Origin of the sequence: Pseudoxanthomonas beigongshangi (assembly GCF_016820515.1) — a bacterium.
Lineage (GTDB): Bacteria > Pseudomonadota > Gammaproteobacteria > Xanthomonadales > Xanthomonadaceae > Pseudoxanthomonas_A > Pseudoxanthomonas_A beigongshangi.
This window is the reverse complement of the sequence record NZ_JADHDV010000016.1, coordinates 51,760-73,143: the sequence shown is the minus strand read 5'-3', so window position 1 is coordinate 73,143 and position 21,384 is coordinate 51,760. Positions and strand designations below refer to the sequence as shown.

Here is a 21,384-nt window from a genome sequence, read left to right as displayed (position 1 = left end):
GCGCAGGCTCAACCCGCGGACGGCGTCGACGCCGGCTTGGATTCGGTCTTGGCCGGGGCCGCCGTGTCGCCGGAGGACGAAGCGGCGGAAGACGAAGCGGCGGAGGTGCTGCCGCCTTCGGCCAGATTGCGCTTCTTGTCGCCATCCTTCTTGAAATCGGTCTCGTACCAGCCGCCGCCGGCCAGGCGGAAGGCGGGCGCGGTCAGCTGGCGCTTGACCGCCGGCCGGCCACAGGACGGGCAGGCATCGGGATCCGGGTCGGACAGTTTCTGCAGTCGGTCGAAGGCGTGGCCGCATTCGGCGCACTCGAAGGCATAAATCGGCATGGCGGAAACGCAATGATGAGGAAACGCAGGCCCCTATTCTGGGGCCTGGCGGCCCGGATTCAACGGTGGCCTGCCCGCCGCGGCCTCATCCGATGAACCGCGCCGCGGCCACCCCGACCTGCCGCAGCACGCCATCACGCGCGTCCGCATCGACCTTCGCCCCCTGCAGATAGGCGGTCAGCAGCCACGGCGCGCGGCCCCGGTCCGGCCACACGATGGCGATGTCGTTGGTGGTGTCCTCGCCGTTGCTGCCGGTCTTGTCGCCGACCTTCCAGCCGGCCGGCAGGCCGGCGCGCAGGCGGCGGTCGCCGGTGCGGTTGTCGATCAGCCAGTCCGCCAGCCGGCGGCGGGATTCCGCCCCAAGCCCCTCGCCCAGCACCAGCCGGCGCAGGCTGCCGGCCATCGCCGCCGGCGAGGTCGTGTCGCGCGGGTCGTCCGGGCTGAACCGGTTGACCTCCGGCTCGTCGCGGTCGTTGCGGGTGACGGCATCGCCGCTGGCGCGCAGGAACGCGGTCACCCCGGCGGGACCGCCCACCAACGGCAACAGCAGGTTGGCCGCCGGGTTGTCGCTCCAGATCATCGTCGCCTGGCAGAGTTCGCCCACGCTGAGCTGGCCGCCCACGTGTTTTTCCGTCACCGGCGCATGCGGGATCATGTCCTCGCGTCGGATCGACACGCGCCGGTCGAGCGCCAGTTCGCCGCGCTCGACCCGCCGCAGCACCGCCGCGACCAACGGGAACTTGAAGGTGCTGCACATCGGGAAGCGCTCATCCACGCGCCGTCCCCACTGCCGCCCGCTGGCGGTATCGAACAGGCAGACCCCGAGCCGTCCGCCACTGCCGCGCTCCAGTCCGTCCAGCGCATCCTCAAAGCCTGCCTCCGGTGAACCGGTGGTGTCCTCCCCGGCCAGCACGCGAACGACGGGCAGCGAAACCAGCGCGGCGGCGGACATCTGCAAAAACTGGCGACGGGCGAGCATGCGGGGGGCTCCATGTGAGGAAAGCTGATTGTTCCCGCGTTGACCGGACGCCACCAGCGAGGTTATTCAATGCCATCCATTAGCCAGGCTCATGACAGGTCATGCTCAGGCCCCAACTGCCGCTCAACGCCCTGCGCGCCTTCGAGGCCGCCGCGCGCCACCAGAACCTGACCCGCGCCGCCGACGAACTGTGCGTCAGCCAGGCCGCGCTGAGCCACCAGATCAAGGCGCTGGAGGAACGTCTGGGGACAGTGCTCTTCCAGCGCCTGCCGCGTGGCGTGGCGCTCACCGACGAAGGCGCGGCCTTGCTGCCGGTGCTCAGCGAGGCCTTCGATCGCATCGGCCTGAGCCTGGATCGGCTGGCCGGCGGCGAAGCGCGCGAAGTGCTGAACCTGGGCGTGGTCGGCACCTTCGCCACCGGCTGGCTGCTGCCGCGCCTGCCCGCGTTCGCCGCCGCGCATCCGGACATCGAGCTGCGCATCTCCACCCACAACAACCGCGTCGATCTGCCCGGCGAGGGCCTGGACGCGGCGATCCGTTTCGGCGACGGCGACTGGCCGGGCGAGGTCTGCACGCCGCTGTGGTCCACGCCGTTCGCACCGGTCTGCGCGCCCGTGCTGGCGCAGGCGCTGCGGCAGCCGCGCGATCTCGCCCATGTGACGCTGCTACGCTCGTTCCGCGCCGACGAATGGCCGCGCTGGCTCGCCGCCGCCGGCCTCTCCGGCCTGCAGGCGCGCGGACCGCAGTTCGATTCCTCGCTGACCCTGGCCAGCGCGGCGACGCGCGGCGCCGGGGTGGCGCTGCTGCCGCTGGCGATGTTCGAACAGGAGCTCGCCTCCGGGCGTCTGCTGCAACCGTTCGCGCAGACGCTGGAACTCGGGCGCTACTGGCTCACCCGCCTGCGCTCGCGCCCGGAATCCGTCGCCGCCGCGCGGTTGCGCCAATGGCTGGAAGACGAGGGCGGCGAACGCTAGGCCGGGCGCGTTCCGGAATCCGGCGCCGGCACGGTGTCCGCCGCGGCGGCCACGGCACCCGCCGGCTGCTCCGGCGACGATGCGGGGGCGTCGCCCGCCATGCTTGCCGCGTCCGCTTCGGGCGCGGCCATCGGATCCACGTCGAACGGCGTGCGGAACACCAGCGACGGCAGCAGCGTGGTCAGCGCCGCGTACAGCAGCAGTGCGCCGAACAACGCATCGGGAATGTGGAAACGCTCGCGCAGGATGCCCGCCAGCACCAGGGTGAAGATCAGCGTCGGCGCCAGCGCCAGCGACACCCGCAGGCTGCTGCGCATGTCCTCGCCGAACATCAGCCGGCGCTGCACCCAGATCACGCCGATGCGCAGCGGCAGCACCGCCAGCGTGAGCAGCAGGCCCAGGCCCAGCGCTTCCCAGCTGAGCGCGCCCGCCGGCACCTTGGTGCCGGCATTGAAAAAGTAGAACGGCACGAAGAACGTCGCGAACAGGCGCACCGCGTGCAGGTTCTCGTCGGAAGCCAGGCGCGGCATCTTCTGCCGCAGCAGGCGCGCGATCAGGCCGGCGACGAACGCCCCGACCAGGTAGTACACGCCCAGCTTGTAGGTGGTGAAGGCGGCGATCAGTCCCACCATCACCAGCAACGAGAATTCCGAGCCCGGCGCATGCGGCGCCACCCAGCGCCCCAGCGCGATGAACAGCAGCGGCAGTCCGACCAGCAGCGCGATCAGGATGCCGGAGGAGATCGCCATCTTCATCGGCTGATCCGCCTGCAGCACCAGGAACAGCGCCGCCAGCGCCAGCAGTTCGCCGGCGATGGCCTTGTTGGTGACCCAGAAGCGCTCCTGCTCGTCCAGCCCCAGCCGCCCCAGGGTGTCGATGATGAAACCGGTTGACGGCGTCAGCAGCGCCAGCGCCAGCAGGCCGGCCGCCTGCCAAGACAGGCCGGCATAACGCCAGGCCAGCCAACCGACGCCGCACAGGGTCGCGCTGCGGATCAGCAGGTGCGTGAGCAACGGCCAGAAACCGCGGCGCAGCGCCTGCAGTTCGACTTCCAGGCCGGCGAACAGGAACAGCGAGGAAATGCCCAGCGTCGCCAGCAGCGCGATCACCCCGTCATGCGAGCGCTCGCCCAGCCACAGCATCGCCGCGATGCCCAGCACCAGGCAGGTCAGCGGCGCCGGCAGCTTGAAGCGCTGCAATGCGCGCGGCACCACCAGCAGGCCGAAGATCAAGGCCAGATAGATCAGTTCCTGGTTCATTCGCCCTCCGGGATCCCGCCCGTCGCGGTCAACCTGCCTCGTACAGTGCGGACCAGGCCTGCTCGGCCTGTTCCAGTTCCTGCTGCAGGCGGGTTCGCTGCTGCCCCAGATCCGCCGCGCGCGCGGCGTCAGCATAACTGCGAGGGTCGGCCAGTTCCGCGTCGACCGCCGCGAGTTGTTCCTCGAGCTCGGTCATCCGCGCCTCGGCCTGCGCCAGCTTGTGCGGATTGGGCGGCTTGCGCGCCGGCGCCGGCTTGGGTGGCGGCGTGGGCGCGGCTTCCGCCATGCGGATCTTGGTGCCCTGCGCGGCCGGACGCGTGCGCAGCCAGGCGGCGTATTCGTCCAGGTCGCCGGCGAACGGTTCCACCTTGCCGTCGGCCACCCGCCAGAAGGTGTCGCAGACCAGGCCAATCAGATGGCGATCGTGCGAGACCATGACGATGGCGCCGTCGAAGTCGCTGAGCGCCTCGGCCAGCGCCTCGCGCATTTCCAGGTCCAGGTGGTTGGTCGGTTCGTCGAGCAGCAGCACGTTCGGCTGCTGCCACGCGATCAGCGCCAGCGCCAGGCGCGCGCGCTCGCCGCCGGAGAAACCGTCCACCGATTCGAACGCGCGATCACCGGGAAAATTCCACTTGCCGAGGAAGTCGCGGAACGACTGGGTCGAGGCATCCGGCGAAAGTTCGCGGAAATGATCGATCGGCGACTGGCCCTCATGCAGCGATTCCACCGTGTGCTGGGCGAAGTAGCCGATGCGCAGATCCGGATGCGCGCTGCGCTCGCCGTTGACCAGCGGCAGTTCGCCGACCAGCGTCTTGACCAGGGTCGATTTGCCGGCGCCGTTGGGACCCAGCAGGCCGATGCGATCGCCGGCCTCCAGGCCGAAGCCGACCTCGTGCAGGATGATCGTCGCTCCCTCCCCCGCCCGCGGGGGAGGGTTGGGGTCGCTCTCCGGAGCCTTGCCCCCATCCGCCCTTCGGGCACCTTCCCCCGCTTGCGGGGGAAGGGCATAGCCGGCTTCGCCGTGGTTGATGCGGATCAGCGAGTGCGGCAGGCGGTTGGGCTGGGCGAACTCGATGCGGAACTCGCGCTCCATCCGCACCGCCTCGGTGCCGGCCAGCTTGGCCAGCCGCTTCATCCGGCTCTGCGCCTGGCGCGCCTTGCTCGCCTTGGCCTTGAAGCGATCAATGAAGGATTGCAGATGCGCGCGTTCGGCCTGTTCCTTCTCGAACGCGATCTGCTGCTGGCGCAATTGCTCGGCGCGCTGGCGCTCGAAGTCGGTGTAGCCGCCGGTGTACAGCTTCGCCCCGCCGCCGTGCAGATGCAGGGTGTGGGTGGCGACGTTGTCGAGGAATTCGCGATCGTGCGAGATCAGCAGCAGCGTGCCGGGATATTTCAGCAGCCACTGCTCCAGCCACAGCACCGCGTCCAGATCCAGGTGGTTGGTCGGTTCGTCGAGCAACAGCAGGTCGCTGGGCATCATCAGCGCGCGCGCCAGGTTCAGTCGCACCCGCCAGCCGCCGGAAAACGCGGACACCGCGCGCTGGTGGGTCTCGGCCGGGAAGCCGAGGCCGTGCAGCAGCTTGCCGGCGCGGGCGGTGGCGTCGTAGCCGCCGACTTCCTCCAGCCGGATGTGCGCGGCGGCGACCGCTTCCCAGTCTTCGGCGGTCAGCGCGTCGGCCTCGGCCTTCAGCGCGGCCGCCACCTCGGTGTCGCCGCCCAGCACGAAGTCGATGGCCGGATCCGGCAGCGACGGGGTTTCCTGGGCGACGCTGGCGATGCGCACCTTGCCCGGCAGGTCGACATCGCCCTTGTCCGCTTCCAGTTCGCCGCGGATGGCGGCGAACAGGCTGGATTTGCCGGTGCCGTTGCGGCCGACCACGCCCACCCGGTAACCCGCGTGCAGGGCCAGATCGACATTGGACAGGAGCAGGCGCTCGCCGCGCCGGAGAGCGAAATTACGCAGGGAAATCACGATGAAAAGTCCATTCCTGGAAACCGGCTCCGGCATCCGCACGACGCCACGCCGGTCTCACATTTGTTAATAAATCGTTGACATGCACGTGCGCCGGCGGCTATCACGACCTACGAATCGCACCAACCGGCATAAGCACATAAGCAGAAGTTCTGCGACGCGATTCTACTCGTTAACGAATAATTGACGTTATGTTGTGGTGCAGCATACCTCCGGGAATGCCGCCTCTGCCACGCCAACGACCGCCGCATCGCGGCCGTCGCATCCCGTTCCGAGCATTGGAGTACCCATGATCCGCACGCTTTCTCCGCTGTCCGCCGCCATCGTCCTGGCCCTCGCCTCCACCCCCGTCTTCGCCCAGGACGAACAGAAACCGCAGACCCTGGACACCCTCATTGTCACCGGTACCCGGGTCGCCGACCGCACCGCGGCCGAATCGCAGTCGCCGATCGACATCCTCACCCCGGAAGCGCTGCAGGCCACCGGCACCACCGAACTGGCGACCGCGCTGGCACGCGCCCTGCCCTCGCTGAACTTCCCGCGCCCGGCCATCACCGACGGCACCAGCGGCGTGCGCCCGGCGCAGCTGCGCGGCCTGTCGCCGGACCAGGTGCTGATCCTGGTCAACGGCAAGCGCCGCCACCTGTCCGCGCTGGTCAACGTCAACGGCACCATCGGCCGCGGTTCCTCGGCGGTGGATCTCAACGCCATCCCGGTGTCCTCGATCGCCCGCGTCGAAGTGCTGCGCGACGGCGCCTCGGCGCAGTACGGCTCCGACGCCATCGCCGGCGTGGTCAACATCGTGCTCAAGGGCGCGGAGAAAGGCGGCAGCCTGGTGCTTGACGCCGGCCAGTACTCGGCCGGCGACGGCCGCCAGTACCAGTTGGCCGGCGATGCCGGCGCCGGTTTCGGCGACGGACGCGGCTTCGTGCACGTGGCCGGCCAGGTGACCCGCCAGGACGAAACCGATCGCGCGGGCCCCTACGGTGGCACCTCGCCCAACACCGGCAACAATCCCGACATCGGCGAGGTCGCCTACGTCTACGGTGATCCGGAAGTCGAAGCCGAAGCGGTATCGGCCAATGCCGGCTTCGAGTTCAGCGACAACCTCAGCGCCTACGCGACGACCATCCTGAGCAACCGCGACATCACCTCGTTCGCGTTCTACCGCTCACCCGGCCACAACCCGCTGGTGCCACAGGTCTATCCGAACGGCTACGTGCCCGAGATCAACCAGGTGTCCAAGGATCGCTCGCTGGTCGCCGGCCTCAAGGGCGGCACCGACAGCGGCTGGACCTGGGACGTCAGCTACAACTACGGCTACAACAAGCTGTTCTTCTACACCCGGAACAGCATCAACTACAGCCTGGGCGCGAACAGCCCGCGCCGTTTCTACGACGGCGCGCTGGAGTACACCCAGAACCTGTTCAACGCCGACTTCACCAAGACCCTGGACTGGGGCCTGGCCTATCCGGCCACGTTGTCCTTCGGCGCCGAGTATCGCCGCGAGAAGTGGAACCAGTCGCCCGGCAACCCGAATTCCTACACCGGCGGCGGCGCGCAGGGCTTCGGCGGCTTCACGCCCGCCAACGCGGTGCAGGAGGACCGCCACAGCTACGCCGCCTACGTCGGCCTGGAAGCGGATTTCACCGACAAGTTCTCCGCCGGTATCGCCGCGCGCTACGAGGACTATTCGGACTTCGGCAGCGAGACGTCCGGCAAGCTGTCGGCCCGCTACGCGTTCACCGACAAGGTCGCGTTGCGCGCCACCGTCGCCAGCGGCTTCCGCGCGCCGGCGCTGGCCCAGCAGTATTACCAGGTGGTGACCTCGCAGTACAACGCGAGCGTGGATCGCTTCTTCGAATCCGGCACGTTCCCGGCCACCAGCGCAGTCGCGCAGGCACTGGGCGCGGAGGCGTTGAAGGCGGAAACCTCGCTGTCCTACAGCCTCGGCCTGGTGCTGCAGCCGGTGGATCGCCTGTACATCACCATCGACGCCTACCAGATCGACATCGACGATCGCATCGTGCTCTCGTCCAACCTGCTGCTGGCCAACAACGCCGCCGCGCAGGCGCTGCTGGCGAGCCTGGGCATCAACGGAGTGACCAGCGCGCGCTACTTCAACAACGCCATCGACACCCGCACCCGCGGTGTCGACGTGGTCGGCACCTATTCGATCCCGCTGGCCGCCAGCACGCTGAACCTCACCGCCGGCTACAACCGCAACAAGACCGAGATCACCCGCATCGCGCCGAACCCGCCGGAACTGACCGCGCTGGGTGCCAATCTCTGGCGCGTGGGCCGCGACGAACAGGGTCGCATCGAGGAAGGCTATCCACGCGACAAGTTCAGCCTCAACGCGGTCTGGAACCTGGCGGCATGGGACTTCGCCCTGGGCACCACCCGCTACGGCGAGTTCACCACCCGGGTCAGCGAAACCGGCAATCCGGCCAACGATCAGAAATACGGCGCCATCTGGACCGTCGACGCCTCGGCCAGCTACCGGCTCGACGGCTGGACCTTCACCCTGGGCGCGGACAACCTGCTGGACGAGTACCCGGATCGCACCATCTTCCCGAACTCCAACAGCGGCCAGTTCCCCTACAGCAGCCAGTCGCCGGCCGGCTTCAACGGCGCCTACGTGTATGGACGCATCGGCTACAAGTGGTGAGTGCGCGGCAGCGGACTCTCTCCTAGCCCCCTTGACCAGCCATGCGGCTGTTGAAAGCGAAAAAGGGGGCGGGCACCGGAGGCGACGGGGGATTTGCTCTTGCTGCTGAAAAGCAAATCCCCCTCGGTCCCCCTTTTTAAAGGGGGAGGCAAAGCGGGTTTGCGAGCGTCGGAGTACCTCGANTCACCCTGGGCGCGGACAACCTGCTGGACGAGTACCCGGATCGCACCATCTTCCCGAACTCCAACAGCGGCCAGTTCCCCTACAGCAGCCAGTCGCCGGCCGGCTTCAACGGCGCCTACGTGTATGGACGCATCGGCTACAAGTGGTGAGTGCGCGGCAGCGGACTCTCTCCTAGCCCCCTTGACCAGCCATGCGGCTGTTGAAAGCGAAAAAGGGGGCGGGCGCCGGAGGCGACGGGGGATTTGCTCTTGCTGCTGAAAAGCAAATCCCCCTCAGTCCCCCTTTTAAAAAAAGGGGGAGGCAAAGCGGGTTTGCGAGCATCGGAGTACCTCGATAGCCCCCTTTGGAAAAGGGGGCAGGCGCCGGAGGCGACGGGGGATTTGCTCTTGGCGCGAAGAAGCAAATCCCCCTCGGTCCCCCTTTTAAAAAAGGGGGAGGCGAAGCGGGTTTCCGAGCGTCGGAGTATCTCGATAGCCCCTTTGGAAAAAGGGGGTGGGCGCCGGAGGCGACGGGGGATTTGCCTTCCGCCGCCGTCCGTCGGCGCCGGCTCGCCCGGTCCACGCACGGTGTAGGATGAACACGCCGCTCAGTTTTCCGTTTGCCGCAGCGGCGCCGCATCGGCGAAACTCGACCTCCTTTCCCCTGGAAAACGCGAGCCTCGATGCACCATGACACCGACCTGATCAACATCGTCGCCATTGGCCTTGCCCTCGCCTTCGTCCTGGGCGCGGTGGCCAATCGCTTGCGGCTGTCTCCGTTGGTCGGGTATCTGGTGGCGGGCATCTGCGTGGGGCCCTTCAGCCCCGGCTTCGTTGGCGATCAGGAGCTGGCCAAGCAGCTCGCCGAGATCGGCGTGATGCTGCTGATGTTCGGCGTCGGCCTGCACTTCTCGCTCAAGGACCTCATGGAGGTCAAGTGGATCGCCATCCCCGGCGCGCTGGTGCAGATCAGCGCGGCCACGCTGCTCGGCTGGGGCCTGGCGGCGCTGATGGGCTGGCCCACGCTGTACGGGATCATCTTCGGCTTCTCGCTGTCCACCGCCAGTACCGTGGTGCTGCTGCGGGCGATGGAGGAACGCCGCCTGCTGGACACCTCGCGCGGACGCATCGCGGTGGGCTGGCTGATCGTGGAGGACCTGGCCTGCGTGCTGGCGCTGGTGATGATGCCGGTGATTGGCGGACTGGCCGGCCAGCAGGGCGAGACCGGCGGACTCAGCGCCGGCGCCATCATCGCCAGCCTGGGCTGGACCCTGCTCAAGCTCGCGCTGTTCGTCACCGTGATGCTGGTGGTTGGACGGCGGGTGATTCCCTGGATCCTCGAACGCACCGCCAGCACCGGCTCGCGCGAACTGTTCACCCTGTCGGTGCTGGCCATCGCGCTGGGCGTGGCGTTCGGCTCGGCGACCCTGTTCGGCGTGTCCTACGCGCTGGGCGCGTTCTTCGCCGGCATGCTGCTCAACGAGTCCGAACTCAGCCACAAGGCCGCCAACGACTCGCTGCCGCTGCGCGATGCCTTCGCGGTGCTGTTCTTCGTCTCGGTCGGCATGCTGTTCGATCCGAACATCCTGGTCGAGCATCCGTTCGAAGTGCTGGGTACGGCCTTCATCATCCTGTTCGGCAAGTCGGCCGCCGCCTACCTGATCGTGCGCGCCTTCGGTCACCCCAATTCGACCGCGCTGACCATTTCCGCCAGCCTGGCGCAGATCGGCGAATTCGCCTTCATCATCGCCGGCCTGGGCATGGACCTGAAAATCCTGCCCAAGGAAGGCCATGACCTGGTGCTGGCCGGCGCGCTGATCTCGATCATGCTCAATCCGCTGATCTTCGGTCTGCTGGATCGCTGGCAGGCGCGCCAGGAGGCGGCGGCACCGAAAGAAGTCGAACCCGAACCGCCGCCCGGCCCCTCGCTGGACGTGCAGGATCACGCCATCATCATCGGCTATGGGCGGGTGGGCAGTTCGCTGGCGCATGTGCTGCACGAACGTGGCGTGCCGTTGATCGTCATCGACGACAACGGCGAGCACGTCGAGCGTGCACACGCCGCGGGCATTCCCGCCATCCGCGGCAGCGCGGCGGCCGACAAGGTGCTGGCCGAAGCCCATCCGGAAAAGGCCAAGATCGCGGTGCTCGCGATCCCGCAGCCGCTGGAGGCCGGCGAGGCCATCGCCAAGCTGCGCGCGATCAATCCGGGCCTGACCCTGCTGGCGCGCGCGCACAGCGACGCCGAGGTGCGCCACCTGCTGGAGCACGGCGCCGACGGCGCCGTGCTGGCCGAACGCGAACTGGCGTTCTCGCTGGCGGAAATGGTGATGGCGACGCCGCCCTACCGCGCACTGCGCACGGGCGGCTGAGCCGGCTCAGGGCGCGTACTGAAACTCGCGCGGCAGCGCCTCGGAGAGGATTTCCGACAGCGGCCGCGGGGGCGCGTACAGATCGCCCTGCACCCAGTCCACGCGCAGCTCCCGCAGGCAGTCGGCGGTGTCGAGGTCCTCGACGAACTCGGCCACGGTTTCCGCGCCGAACACGCCCGCCACCGCAACGGTGGCCTTGACCATCGCGTGATCGCTGCCGCGCTGGGCGACGTTGCGGATGAAGGATCCGTCGATCTTGATGACGTCGGCGGGCAGCTCCTTCAACCGCGCGAAGCTCTGCATGCCGGTGCCGAAATCGTCGATGGCGATCTGGCAGCCATGCGCGCGCAGATCCCGCAGCAGCCGCGCCGCCACCGGGGTACTCGAAATGGCGGCGGATTCGGTGACCTCGAAGCACAGCGCCGTCAGCGGCAGCGGCGAGTCGGCCAGCAGGGTCCGCAGTTCCACTTGGAAACTCATCGATGCCAGGCTCTGCCCGGTCAGGTTGATCGCGATGCGTTCGCAATACGGCAGGGATTCCGGGTATTTCCGCAGCAGCCGGAACAGCGACTTGATGACCGCCAGATCCAGTTCCGCGCCGCGTCCCGCCGCCTCGATCGGGCGCATGAAGCGCGATGGCGGTATCAGCCTGCCATCATCGTCGCGCAGGCGACACAGCACCTCGCCGGAGATGGTGGGTCCCGGCTCCGCCGCCAGTTCGAGCCTGCGTATCGGCTGGAAGTGCAGCACCAGCCGTTCGTTGCGCAGGCAGGCCAGCGCAATCGCGGCATCCTGCAGTTGCTGCCGGTGGGCGCGGCGCAGGCGTCCATCATCGAAATCGCTGTAGCGCGGCCGCAGCTCGCCATGCTGGCGCGCGTCGAAGGCCAGGTGCGAAGCGTTGAGCAGCGCGGTATCCACGACATCGGCCACCGGATCCGTCCCCGCCGCCGGCAGCGAGGCCACGCCCAGGTACGGCAGCAACCGCACCGGCTGGCCATCGGCGACGAACTCCGCATGTTCGACCCGCGCGACCAGCCGTTCCCAGATATCGTCGTCGGTGTCGGCCACCGGCACCAGCGCGAACTGGCCGGTGCCCAGCACGTACACCTCGGCCAGGTCCGAGAGCCGCGCGGCCATGCCACTGACCACCGCCGCCTGCATGTCCAGGCCGTAGCCGGTCACCAGCGAGTCGGTCTTGTCCAGCAGCAGGAAACCCAGCTCGCGCCGCCGTGGCGGCGCCACCGCCATGCGCCGGCGCAGCGCCCGCAGGTTGGGCAGCCCGGTCAGGGTATCGCGCTGGATCTCCTCGGCCAGACGGCGCGACAGTTCGCGGCGGTCCCGGCTGATCACCCACAGATAAAGCATGGCCAGCAGCAGGATGTTCACTTCGGCCGCCAGGTGCAGCAGATTGAACAGGCCCAGCACCGTGCTGCCGTATTCGGCGCTCGCGGACATCGCCACCACCAGGCAGAACAGCGCCGCCGACAGCGCCAGCATGGAACGACGCGGCGGCAACCACAGCACGAACCAGGCCAGCACCACGAACAGGGCGAAGCGATAGTCCATCAACACCACCGCGGTGCGATCGGCCAGGCCGCCATGGACCATCCGCGAAGCCCACAGGCTCAGGCCCAGGCCGGCAATCAGCAGCAGCGGCCAGGTCCACCCGGCGGTTCCGGAACGACGCGGGGACTGCCTACCCTCGCGCCAAGCCACCACCAGCGGCAGGGTGATCACGGCCACCCCGAATTGCTTGGCGAAGAACATCTGGAATGCCGCGCTGAGCGCTTCGGTCGGCGGGGCGATCACCGCCATGGTGCCGCCCAGCAAGGCGCAACCGGCGGGATAGACGAGCAGGCCGTACAAGGCCAGCCGGCCCAGGCCATGCCGGTCCAGCCGCCCCTGTGCGCCCGCCCAGCGCGCGCAGGCCAGGGTCCACACGCCCACCAGCACCCACATCGACGCGCCCCACGCCAGCGGCGCGATCTGCCCCGGTTCCATCGACCATTGCCGGGCCGCCCAGCCCGCGGCGGTGATGGCGAGGGACGCGATCACCACCCGACGGTCGGGTTCCAGCAGAGCCAGCGCCAGCAGCAGGCCGAAGTGCAGGTGGATCAGGGAGGCGTCGGCGGTCTGGCCGAAGAAGTCGATCCGGTAACCGATGGCGATCTGCTGAGCGAGCACGCACAGCAGGCCCCACAGGAGGATCTTGCCGGTCCGGCTTCGCCACCATCCTGTCGTTGGCTGTGGGCTCACTTGCTTCCCTGGTCGAGGGACGCGCATCGGGCACGTCCACTACCTCCGGAACGCAATCGGGCCCGGGAAGCGGCCACGACCGCTGCGCGCGGCCATGGGACGCATGCCCATGGCGCGTTGTCCTTTCCGGGCCGGTGCCTCAGCCGCGCTTGTGGAAGACCAGGTGGCCGCCCTCGGCGGCGATCCGCACCGTGTCCCCCGCGCCGAACTCGCCGGACAGGATCTTCTGCGCCAGCGGATTCTCCAGCTGGGTCTGGATGGCCCGCTTGAGCGGTCGCGCGCCATAGACCGGATCGAAACCGACGTTGCCCAGCAGCATCAGCGCCGAATCGTCGATCTCCAGCCCGATCTGGCGCTCGGCCAGGCGCTTGGCCAGGTAGCGGGTCTGGATGCGGGCGATCTCGCGGATCTGCGCCTTGTCCAGCGGATGGAACACCACGATGTCGTCCAGCCGGTTGATGAATTCGGGCCGGAAGTGCGCCTGCACCACGCCCATCACCGCCGCCTTCATCTGGGTATAGCTCTCCGGGCTGTCGCCGCCGTCGGACATGTCCTGGATCAGGTTCGATCCCAGGTTCGAGGTCATCACGATGACGGTGTTGCGGAAGTCCACCGTGCGGCCCTGGCCGTCGGTCAGGCGACCGTCGTCCAGCACCTGCAGCAGGATGTTGAACACGTCCGGATGCGCCTTCTCCACCTCGTCCAGCAGGATCACGCTGTACGGGCGACGACGTACGGCCTCGGTCAGATAGCCGCCCTCTTCATAGCCCACGTAGCCCGGGGGCGCGCCGATCAGGCGGCTGACCGCGTGCTTCTCCATGAACTCGCTCATGTCGATGCGGACCATCGCGTCGGCCGAATCGAACAGGAACTCGGCCAGCGCCTTGCACAGCTCGGTCTTGCCGACGCCGGTCGGGCCAAGGAACAGGAAGCTACCCGAAGGCCGGTTGGGATCGGACAGGCCGGCGCGCGAACGGCGCACCGCGTCGGACACCACCTTGATCGCCTCCTCCTGGCCGATCACGCGATGGCGCAGGACGTCCTCCATCTTCAGCAGCTTCTCGCGCTCGCCTTCCAGCATCTTGCTGACCGGAATGCCGGTCCAGCGCGAGACCACTTCGGCGATCTCCTCGTCGGTGACCTTGTCCTGCAACAGCCTGAAACCCTTCTGCTCGGCTTCCTGCGCGGCGGTGAGCTGCTTCTCCAGCGCCGGCAGCTGGCCGTACTGGATTTCGCTCATGCGCGCGTAGTCCTGCCGGCGCTGCGCGGCTTCCAGGTCCAGCTTGGCGCGCTCGATCTGCTCCTTGATCTTGGTGGCGCCGGTCAGCGTGGCCTTCTCGGCCTTCCAGATTTCCTCCAGATCGCTGAACTGCTTCTGCAGGGTTTCGATCTCGCTTTCCAGATCGGCCAGGCGCTGCTTCGACTGCGCGTCCTTCTCCTTCTTCAGCGCCTCGCGCTGGATCTTCAGCTGGATCAGGCGGCGCTCCATCCGGTCCATTTCCTCCGGCTTGGAGTCGATTTCCATGCGGATGCGGCTGGCCGCCTCGTCCATCAGATCGATGGCCTTGTCCGGCAACTGGCGGTCGGCGATGTAGCGGTGCGACAGCGTGGCCGCGGCGACGATCGCTGGATCGGTGATCTCCACGCCATGGTGCACGGCGTACTTTTCCTTCAGCCCGCGCAGGATGGCGATGGTGTCCTCGACGCTGGGCTCGCCGACGAACACCTTCTGGAAGCGGCGCTCCAGCGCGGCGTCCTTTTCCACGTACTTGCGGTATTCGTCCAGGGTGGTCGCGCCGATGCAGTGCAGTTCGCCACGCGCCAGCGCCGGCTTGAGCATGTTGCCGGCATCCATCGCGCCCTCGGCCTTGCCGGCGCCGACCATGGTGTGCAGCTCATCGATGAACAGGATGATCTGGCCTTCGTTCTTGGCCAGGTCGTTGAGCACGGCCTTCAGGCGCTCCTCGAACTCGCCGCGAAACTTGGCGCCGGCGATCAGCGCGCCCATGTCCAGCGACAGCACGCGCTTGCCGCGCAGGCCCTCGGGGACTTCGCCGTTGACGATGCGCTGGGCCAGGCCCTCCACGATCGCGGTCTTGCCCACGCCGGGCTCGCCGATCAGCACCGGATTGTTCTTGGTGCGGCGCTGCAGGACCTGGATGGTGCGGCGGATTTCCTCGTCGCGTCCGATCACCGGATCCAGCTTGCCGCTCTCGGCGCGCTCGGTCAGATCGATGGTGTACTTCTCCAGCGCCTGGCGCTGGTCCTCGGCGTTCTCCGCCTGCACCTTCTCGCCGCCGCGCAGCTTGTCGATGGCCGCGCGCAGCTTCTGCTTGTTGGCGCCGGCGGACTTCAGCTCCTGGCCGGCCGCACCGGTATCGTCCATCACCGCGAGCAGGAACCACTCGCTGGCGATGTACTGATCACCGTTTTCCTGCGCCAGCTTGTCGGTGACGTTGAGCAGGCGCCCCAGATCGTTGCCGATCGACAGGTTGCCGGGCTGGCCGCTGACCTTGGGCAGCTTGTCCAGCGCCTCGCCCAACCGCTCGCGCAGCAGGGGAATGTTGGCGCCGGCCTGGGCCAGCAGCGGACGGGTGCTGCCGCCGTTCTGGTCGAGCAGCGCGGTCAGCACGTGGACCGGTTCGATCATGGTGTTGTCGCGGCCCACGGCCAGCGACTGCGCGTCCGCCAGCGCCTGCTGGAAGCGCGAGGTGAGCTTGTCCATCCGCATCGGGAATACCTCGGGAAGAAGAGGCCGGGCAGCGCCGGCAATGGTACCCAGATGCGGTTCGCGGGAGCTGTTTCAAGGTCTGTTGAGACGGAAGTTCAGCCGCCATAATCCCGTCCATGGCCGCCCCGTCCCCTGTCTGGCATCTCTACCTACTGCTGTGCCGGGACGGCAGCTACTACGCCGGCATCACCAACGATCTGGACGCCCGTTTCCAGGCCCACGTGGCCGGCAAGGGCGCCCGCTACACCCGCGCGCACCCGCCCGAACGGATCCTCGCCAGCCGTGCCTACCCCGACCGCGCCAGCGCCTCGCGCGCGGAGTGGGAGATCAAGCGCCTGCCCAAGGCCCGCAAGCTGGCCTGGCTGCGGTCGTAGGACGGGTCTCGGCCCGCCCTATCGTTTCTGCAGCGACAGCAGCCCCAGCAGCGTCGCCAGCGCGACATATGCGCCGAAGAACTGCCACAGGATCGCCTTCGGCAAACCCTGCACGTCCCACGGCAGGTAGATGCTGCCGCGCGGATCCACCGAGTGGATGAAACCGAACAGGGTCAGCACCGCGCCAATCAGCAACACCACCGCCGCGCGGCGGAAGCGCTGGTCGATCATCGCCACCAGCGCGGTCGACCAGATCATCGCGGTGATGATGAAGCCGTTGCCGAGCGTGACGATCGCGGCCAGGTCCGGCAGGCCGTGCCCGTCCACTCCGTTGTAGAGCGCGGCGAAGTTGTCCGGCGCGATCCACGCCGGATTGCCGATCTTGATCACCAGCAGGTAGGCGATCGACGGCAGGAACGCCAGCGCCACCGCCGGCGCGTGCGGGCGCGGGCTTTCGTGGAAGGCCTGCACGGTGATGTCCAGGCCGACGTAGACGATGATCGGCGCCAGCACCGCGATCGGCAGCCACTGCACCAGCCCCGACACGTAGCCGAGGATGCCGCCCAGGCCGATGAACAATCCGGTCAGCAGCGTGTACCCCAGCCGCGCGCCCATGTGCTTGTAGGCGGGCTGGCCGATGTAGGGCGTGGTCTGCGCCACGCCACCACAGAAACCGGCCACAAGCGTCGAGATCGCTTCGGCCAGCAGCACGTCGCGGGTGCGGTAATCGTCGCCGGCCGCGCGCGCGCTTTCGCTGACGTTGATGCCGCCCACCACCATCAGCAGACCGAACGGCAGCAGCAGCGGCAGGTACGGCACGGTGTGCGGCAGGCCGTCGAGGAAACCCAGCGTCGGCAGCGGCAGAGTGAACGTCAACGGCACCGCGTCCGGCAGCTTGAAGCCGGGCGTTCCCAGGCCGGCCAGGCCGAGTCCGTAGTACAGGATGGTGCCGACGATGAAGGCCAGCAGCACGCCCGGAATCTTCACCGGCAGCTTGCCCTTGGCGATCAGCACGTACAGCAGCAGGCCGAAGGTGACGAATCCCACCACCGGCGAGCGCAGGGTTTCGATCAGCGGCAGGAAGCCCAGCAGGGTCAGCGCCGCGCCGCCAATCGAGCCCAGCAGCGCCGCGCGCGGCACCGCGCGGGTGATCGCGTCACCGCAGAACGACAGCACCAGCTTCAGCACGCCCATCACCACCAGCGACGCCATGCCCAGCTGCCAGGTGGCGATCGCGGCCGCCTGCGGATCCAGGCCCTGTTGCTTGAAGGCGACGAAGGATGGACCCAGCACCAGCAGCGCCATGCCGATGCTGGTCGGCGCGTCCAGGCCCAGCGGCATCGCGGTGACGTCGCCGCGGCCGGTGCGCGCGGCCAGCCGGTGCGCCATCCAGGTGTAGATGAGGTTGCCCACCAGCACGCCCAGCGCGGTGCCCGGGAACATCCGGGTGAACACCACCTCGGCGGGAAACTGGAAGATGCCGATCAGCGCGGCCGAGATGAAGCCGAGGATGGACAGGTTGTCCACGACCAGGCCGAAGAAGCCGTTGAGGTCGCCGGGAACGAACCAGCGGGGGCGGGTTTGAGCGGTCATGGGGATTCGGGGGCGGGAGAGGAAGTCATAGTGTCAGAACGGATTGCCGGAGTGTCGGCGCCGGTTCGGACTTGTGGGAGCGACGTAAGTCGCGATTGCCAGCCCGATGCGCAGACGCTGGAGGCACGGATTGCGACAACGCACGCATGAAAAGCGCCGTTGCGGCGGGAAGCCTGCCGCGTCGAATTCCGCGACGGGCCCAATTCCACAATCGCGACTTACGTCGCTCCCACATGGAAAGGAATGGCGAGGACGCCCTCAGAACGAAACTTCCGCCGGCTGGCGCGACCACAGCACCGACTGGTGGTGGGTCGCCTGCTTCCAGGCCAGGCGGATGGCTTCGATGTCGGCGCGCCGCTGCGGGCTGTCCTCGTGCAGGATCACCAGTACTTTCGAATTCAGGCGCTCCGGGCCGTCCTTGCCGCGGAACAGCCATTGGCCGTAGGCGTCGAACACGGTCAGGCCGTCGGGAAAGCGCGGGGTCACTTCCTTGTCCAGGAACGCGCGCCACTGCGCCTCGCTGATGTTGCTGGCCGCGTCGCCTTCCGTGCCCACGCCGAAATACAGTTCGCTGCGGACCCAGTGCTGCGCCTGTGCCGGCCGGGCCGCATCGCCCTGCATCGTGGCGGTGATCGCCGTGTCCGGGGCGGAACCCGCGGTGCGGCCGGGCGGCGTGGTGGCGCAGGCGCCGAGCGCCAGGATCAGGGACAGGAACAGGGTGTGGCGCAGGCGCATGGAACGACTCCGTGGGGGAACGGTACTGTCGGCCCGGGGCGTTCCGCGTCGAAATAACCCATTGGCATGAGCAGATGGGCAGCGGCCATGACCGCGACGCGGCCGGTTCCCCGGCCGGGGCGTTAATATATCGCTTTATCCGGATGGATAGTTAGATCTAGACTGTCCCGCCGCCTCCCAGAGCCCCACGCATGCATTCCCGCCAGATCCGCTGTTCCTGTTGATGGCTGTCCGCAATCGCCGTTGACCCGTGTCGCCGGCCCCAGACCCGCCGCACCCTCCCCCCGATTTCCCGTATCGCTCCAGGAGTTTCCATGTCCCGCCCCCTCGTGGCGCCGCTCGGCGTCGCCATCGCCCTCGTCCTCTCCACTCCCGCCTTCGGCCAGGAGGCCGGTACCGCCAGTGACGCCGGCACCACCGATCTGGACACCGTCATCGTCACCGGCACCCGCGCGCGGGACCGCACGGTGCTGGAATCCACCGCGCCGGTCGACGTGTTGACCGCCGAGGACATCCGCAAGGCCGGCGTGCTCAATGGCGAGCTCGGCAGCGCCCTGCAGGCACTGCTGCCGTCGTTCAACTTCCCGCGCCAGTCCAACTCAGGCGGCGCCGACCATGTGCGCGCCGCGCAGCTGCGCGGCCTCAGCCCGAACCAGGTGCTGGTGCTGATCAACGGCAAGCGCCGCCACACCAGCGCGCTGGTCAATACCGACAGCAAGATCGGCAAGGGCAATACGCCAGTCGATTTCAACGCCATCCCGGTCAGCGCGATCAAGCGCATCGAGGTGCTGCGCGACGGCGCCGGCGCGCAGTACGGTTCCGATGCCGTGGCCGGCGTGATCAACGTGATCCTCAATGACGCTCCGGAAGGCGGCGCGCTGGAGCTGAGCTACGGCGCGCACCACACCGACGTCGAACCGATCCGCCGCACCGTCACCGACGGCCAGGCCGGTTTCTTCAGCGGCCAGGTCGGCACCGCGCTGGGCAGCGAAGGCGGCTTCCTGCGTGTGGGCCTGGAGTACAAGCAGCGCAACGGCACCAACCGCGCCGGCTTCGATCAGATCCCGTTCTTCGAGGAGCAGACCCCGGACAACCTGGCCCTGGCCGGCAAGCGCAACTACTGGCTGGGCGACGGTGAATCCAAGGACATCAACGGCTGGTTCAACGCGGAACTGCCGATCGGCGACACCGCCGAACTCTATGCGTTCGGCACCTTCCACCAGAGCGATACCGAAGGCGCCAACTACTTCCGCTACCCGGACGGCGTGGCCAACTGGAAGGAGGTCTACCCGAACGGCTATCGCCCGCTGTCGCTGGGCGAGAACCGCGACACCGCCGTGGTCGCCGGCCTGCGCGGCCAATGGGGCGAATGGGACTACGACGCCAGCCTGAACTACGGCCGCAACGCTTTCACCTATCGGCTGCGCAATTCGCTCAACGCCTCGCTGGGCCCGACCAGCCCGACCCGTTTCCGCACCGGCGACTACGAGTTCCGGCAGGCGCTGTTCAATTTCGACGTCAGCCGCGTGTTCGGCGCGCACACCTTCGCCACCGGCGTGGAGTTCCGCCGGGAGGACTACGAAACCGGCGCCGGTGATCCGGCCTCCTACGCGGCCGGCCCGTACACCGATCGCCCGACCGGCTCGCAGGCCGGCGGCGGCCTGACCCCGCAGGACACCGCCGACCTGAGCCGCGACGTGGCCAGCGTGTACGCCAGCCTGAGCAGCCAGTTCGGCGAGAAGTTCTTCACCGACGTGTCGGCCCGCTACGAGCACTACGACGACTTCGGCGGCGAACTGACCGGCAAGCTGGCCGCGCGCTACGAGTTCGTGCCTGCCTTCGCGCTGCGCGGCTCGGTGTCGAACAACTTCCGTGCCCCGTCGCTGAGCCAGATCGGCTTCGAATCCACCTCCACCGGCTACGACGCCTCCGGCCAGTTGCTGCAGGGCCGCCTGCTGTCGGTCAACAACCCGATCGCGCGCGCGCTCGGCGCGCAGGATCTGCAGCCGGAGAAGTCGGTCAACCTGAGCCTGGGCTTCACCAGCCGCATCGGCGATCATTTCGATCTGTCCTTCGATGTGTTCCGCATCGACATCGACGACCGCGTGGCGCTGACCGAGCGCATCAGCGGCGACGCGTTGACCGAATTCGTCCAGGACAACTTCGGCGTGCCCGGCGTGCAGAGCGTCAATTTCTTCATCAACGCCGCCGACACCCGCACCGAGGGCGGCGAACTGGTCGCCAACTGGCGCCAGGGCCTGGGCGGCGGACAACTGCAGTTGACCGGCACCTGGAGCTACGCCAAGACCGAAATCAAGCGCATCACCGCCACGCCCGAGCAGTTGCTGGCGATCGATCCCTCCTACGTGCTGTTCGGCATCGAGGAGAGCAACACCCTGACCGACGCCGCGCCGCGCACGCGCAGCGTGCTCAGCGCCAACTGGAACAACGACAGGTGGTCGCTGCTGGGCCGGGCGACCCGGCACGGCAGCGCCAAGCGCATCTTCAACTTCGGCGGCGGCTTCGAGCCGGAGCAGACCTATTCGGCCAAGTGGCAGCTGGACGCGGAAGTCGAGTACCGCTTCAGCCCGAAGTGGAGCGTGGCGCTGGGCGGCCTCAACCTGACCGACGAATATCCGGACCTGTCGAACCAGGACATCTACTACTTCGGCAACCTGCCCTACGACGTGCTGTCCCCCATCGGCAGCAACGGCGCGTACTACTACACGCGCGTGCGTTACAGCTTCTGAAGCCGCCGGCCTCCCGCGGCAACGCGGGAGGCCCACCCACTGACCGGGCGGGCGCCGCGGTACGGGACCGCGCGGCAACCGCACGTCCGCGACGAAAGCTGGCTGGCCGGAGTCGCGGACGGGGCGTCCGCCCGATCAGCCCTTGTGCCTCACGACCTTGCGTCGTCCCGGCGAACGCCAGGACCCGTCGTGCTCCTGCCCGACGTTCCCGCATCGGGCATCCCATGGATT

Annotated in this window: 13 protein-coding genes; 5 read left to right on the top strand and 8 right to left on the bottom strand. The window is 68.1% G+C overall.

What is annotated here, in order from left to right:
- Window positions 1-8: 8 nt before the first annotated feature.
- Complete coding sequence (locus tag IQ458_RS13085) at window positions 9-326, bottom strand: FmdB family zinc ribbon protein (RefSeq protein WP_203323110.1); 318 nt, start codon at window positions 324-326, stop codon at window positions 9-11.
- An 85-nt stretch (window positions 327-411) separates the two neighbouring features.
- Entirely contained in the window at window positions 412-1,305 is an 894-nt protein-coding gene (bla, locus tag IQ458_RS13080) for a class A beta-lactamase (protein WP_203323109.1), read from the bottom strand.
- 101 nt (window positions 1,306-1,406) lie between these two features.
- Here bla and IQ458_RS13075 point away from each other — a divergent pair, with 101 nt between their 5' ends.
- Entirely contained in the window at window positions 1,407-2,279 is an 873-nt protein-coding gene (locus tag IQ458_RS13075; RefSeq protein ID WP_183638956.1) for a LysR family transcriptional regulator, read from the top strand.
- Here IQ458_RS13075 and IQ458_RS13070 read toward each other — a convergent pair.
- Window positions 2,276-3,538 (bottom strand): cation:proton antiporter, encoded by a 1,263-nt coding sequence (locus IQ458_RS13070; protein WP_183638957.1) that lies wholly within the window; start codon window positions 3,536-3,538, stop codon window positions 2,276-2,278. The two genes, IQ458_RS13075 and IQ458_RS13070, sit on opposite strands and share 4 nt — an antisense overlap.
- A gap of 28 nt (window positions 3,539-3,566) precedes the next feature.
- On the bottom strand, window positions 3,567-5,510 hold the full coding sequence (gene abc-f, locus IQ458_RS13065; RefSeq protein WP_203323108.1) for a ribosomal protection-like ABC-F family protein: 1,944 nt from the start codon (window positions 5,508-5,510) through the stop codon (window positions 3,567-3,569).
- Between the two features lie 289 nt (window positions 5,511-5,799).
- On the opposite strand from abc-f, the gene IQ458_RS13060 reads away from it, so the two are divergent.
- Entirely contained in the window at window positions 5,800-8,181 is a 2,382-nt protein-coding gene (locus IQ458_RS13060; protein WP_203323107.1) for a TonB-dependent receptor plug domain-containing protein, read from the top strand.
- 844 nt (window positions 8,182-9,025) lie between these two features.
- Window positions 9,026-10,714, top strand: a complete 1,689-nt coding sequence (ybaL, locus tag IQ458_RS13055) for a YbaL family putative K(+) efflux transporter (protein WP_183638960.1) — start codon at window positions 9,026-9,028, stop codon at window positions 10,712-10,714.
- 6 nt (window positions 10,715-10,720) lie between these two features.
- Here ybaL and IQ458_RS19910 read toward each other — a convergent pair whose 3' ends face one another.
- The gene (locus IQ458_RS19910; protein ID WP_203323106.1) at window positions 10,721-12,970 is read right to left on the bottom strand and encodes an EAL domain-containing protein; all 2,250 of its coding nucleotides are present in this window, start codon (window positions 12,968-12,970) and stop codon (window positions 10,721-10,723) included.
- Window positions 12,971-13,109: 139 nt separating this feature from the next.
- On the bottom strand, window positions 13,110-15,701 hold the full coding sequence (gene clpB / locus IQ458_RS13045) for an ATP-dependent chaperone ClpB (protein ID WP_203323105.1): 2,592 nt from the start codon (window positions 15,699-15,701) through the stop codon (window positions 13,110-13,112).
- A 116-nt stretch (window positions 15,702-15,817) separates the two neighbouring features.
- Between clpB and IQ458_RS13040 the strand changes: the two genes are divergently transcribed.
- Entirely contained in the window at window positions 15,818-16,075 is a 258-nt protein-coding gene (locus tag IQ458_RS13040; RefSeq protein WP_183638966.1) for a GIY-YIG nuclease family protein, read from the top strand.
- A gap of 18 nt (window positions 16,076-16,093) precedes the next feature.
- On the opposite strand, the gene IQ458_RS13035 is transcribed toward IQ458_RS13040, so the two are convergent.
- A complete protein-coding gene (locus IQ458_RS13035; protein ID WP_203323104.1) occupies window positions 16,094-17,668 on the bottom strand; it encodes a SulP family inorganic anion transporter in 1,575 nt (524 codons plus the stop codon).
- Window positions 17,669-17,926: 258 nt separating this feature from the next.
- A complete protein-coding gene (locus IQ458_RS13030) occupies window positions 17,927-18,403 on the bottom strand; it encodes a DUF3574 domain-containing protein (RefSeq protein WP_203323103.1) in 477 nt (158 codons plus the stop codon).
- Between the two features lie 314 nt (window positions 18,404-18,717).
- On the opposite strand from IQ458_RS13030, the gene IQ458_RS13025 reads away from it, so the two are divergent.
- Window positions 18,718-21,153: a TonB-dependent receptor plug domain-containing protein gene (locus tag IQ458_RS13025; RefSeq protein WP_183638972.1), complete on the top strand. Its 2,436-nt coding sequence runs from the start codon at window positions 18,718-18,720 to the stop codon at window positions 21,151-21,153.
- Window positions 21,154-21,384 lie beyond the last annotated feature (231 nt).

Coding starts and splice junctions, on each gene's coding strand:
- IQ458_RS13085 (WP_203323110.1), bottom strand. CDS start 326: ATGCCGATTTATGCCTTCGAGTGCGCCGAATGCGGCCACGCCTTCGAC.
- bla (WP_203323109.1), bottom strand. CDS start 1,305: ATGCTCGCCCGTCGCCAGTTTTTGCAGATGTCCGCCGCCGCGCTGGTT.
- IQ458_RS13075 (WP_183638956.1), top strand. CDS start 1,407: ATGCTCAGGCCCCAACTGCCGCTCAACGCCCTGCGCGCCTTCGAGGCC.
- IQ458_RS13070 (WP_183638957.1), bottom strand. CDS start 3,538: ATGAACCAGGAACTGATCTATCTGGCCTTGATCTTCGGCCTGCTGGTG.
- IQ458_RS13060 (WP_203323107.1), top strand. CDS start 5,800: ATGATCCGCACGCTTTCTCCGCTGTCCGCCGCCATCGTCCTGGCCCTC.
- ybaL (WP_183638960.1), top strand. CDS start 9,026: ATGCACCATGACACCGACCTGATCAACATCGTCGCCATTGGCCTTGCC.
- clpB (WP_203323105.1), bottom strand. CDS start 15,701: ATGCGGATGGACAAGCTCACCTCGCGCTTCCAGCAGGCGCTGGCGGAC.
- IQ458_RS13040 (WP_183638966.1), top strand. CDS start 15,818: ATGGCCGCCCCGTCCCCTGTCTGGCATCTCTACCTACTGCTGTGCCGG.
- IQ458_RS13035 (WP_203323104.1), bottom strand. CDS start 17,668: ATGACCGCTCAAACCCGCCCCCGCTGGTTCGTTCCCGGCGACCTCAAC.
- IQ458_RS13030 (WP_203323103.1), bottom strand. CDS start 18,403: ATGCGCCTGCGCCACACCCTGTTCCTGTCCCTGATCCTGGCGCTCGGC.
- IQ458_RS13025 (WP_183638972.1), top strand. CDS start 18,718: ATGTCCCGCCCCCTCGTGGCGCCGCTCGGCGTCGCCATCGCCCTCGTC.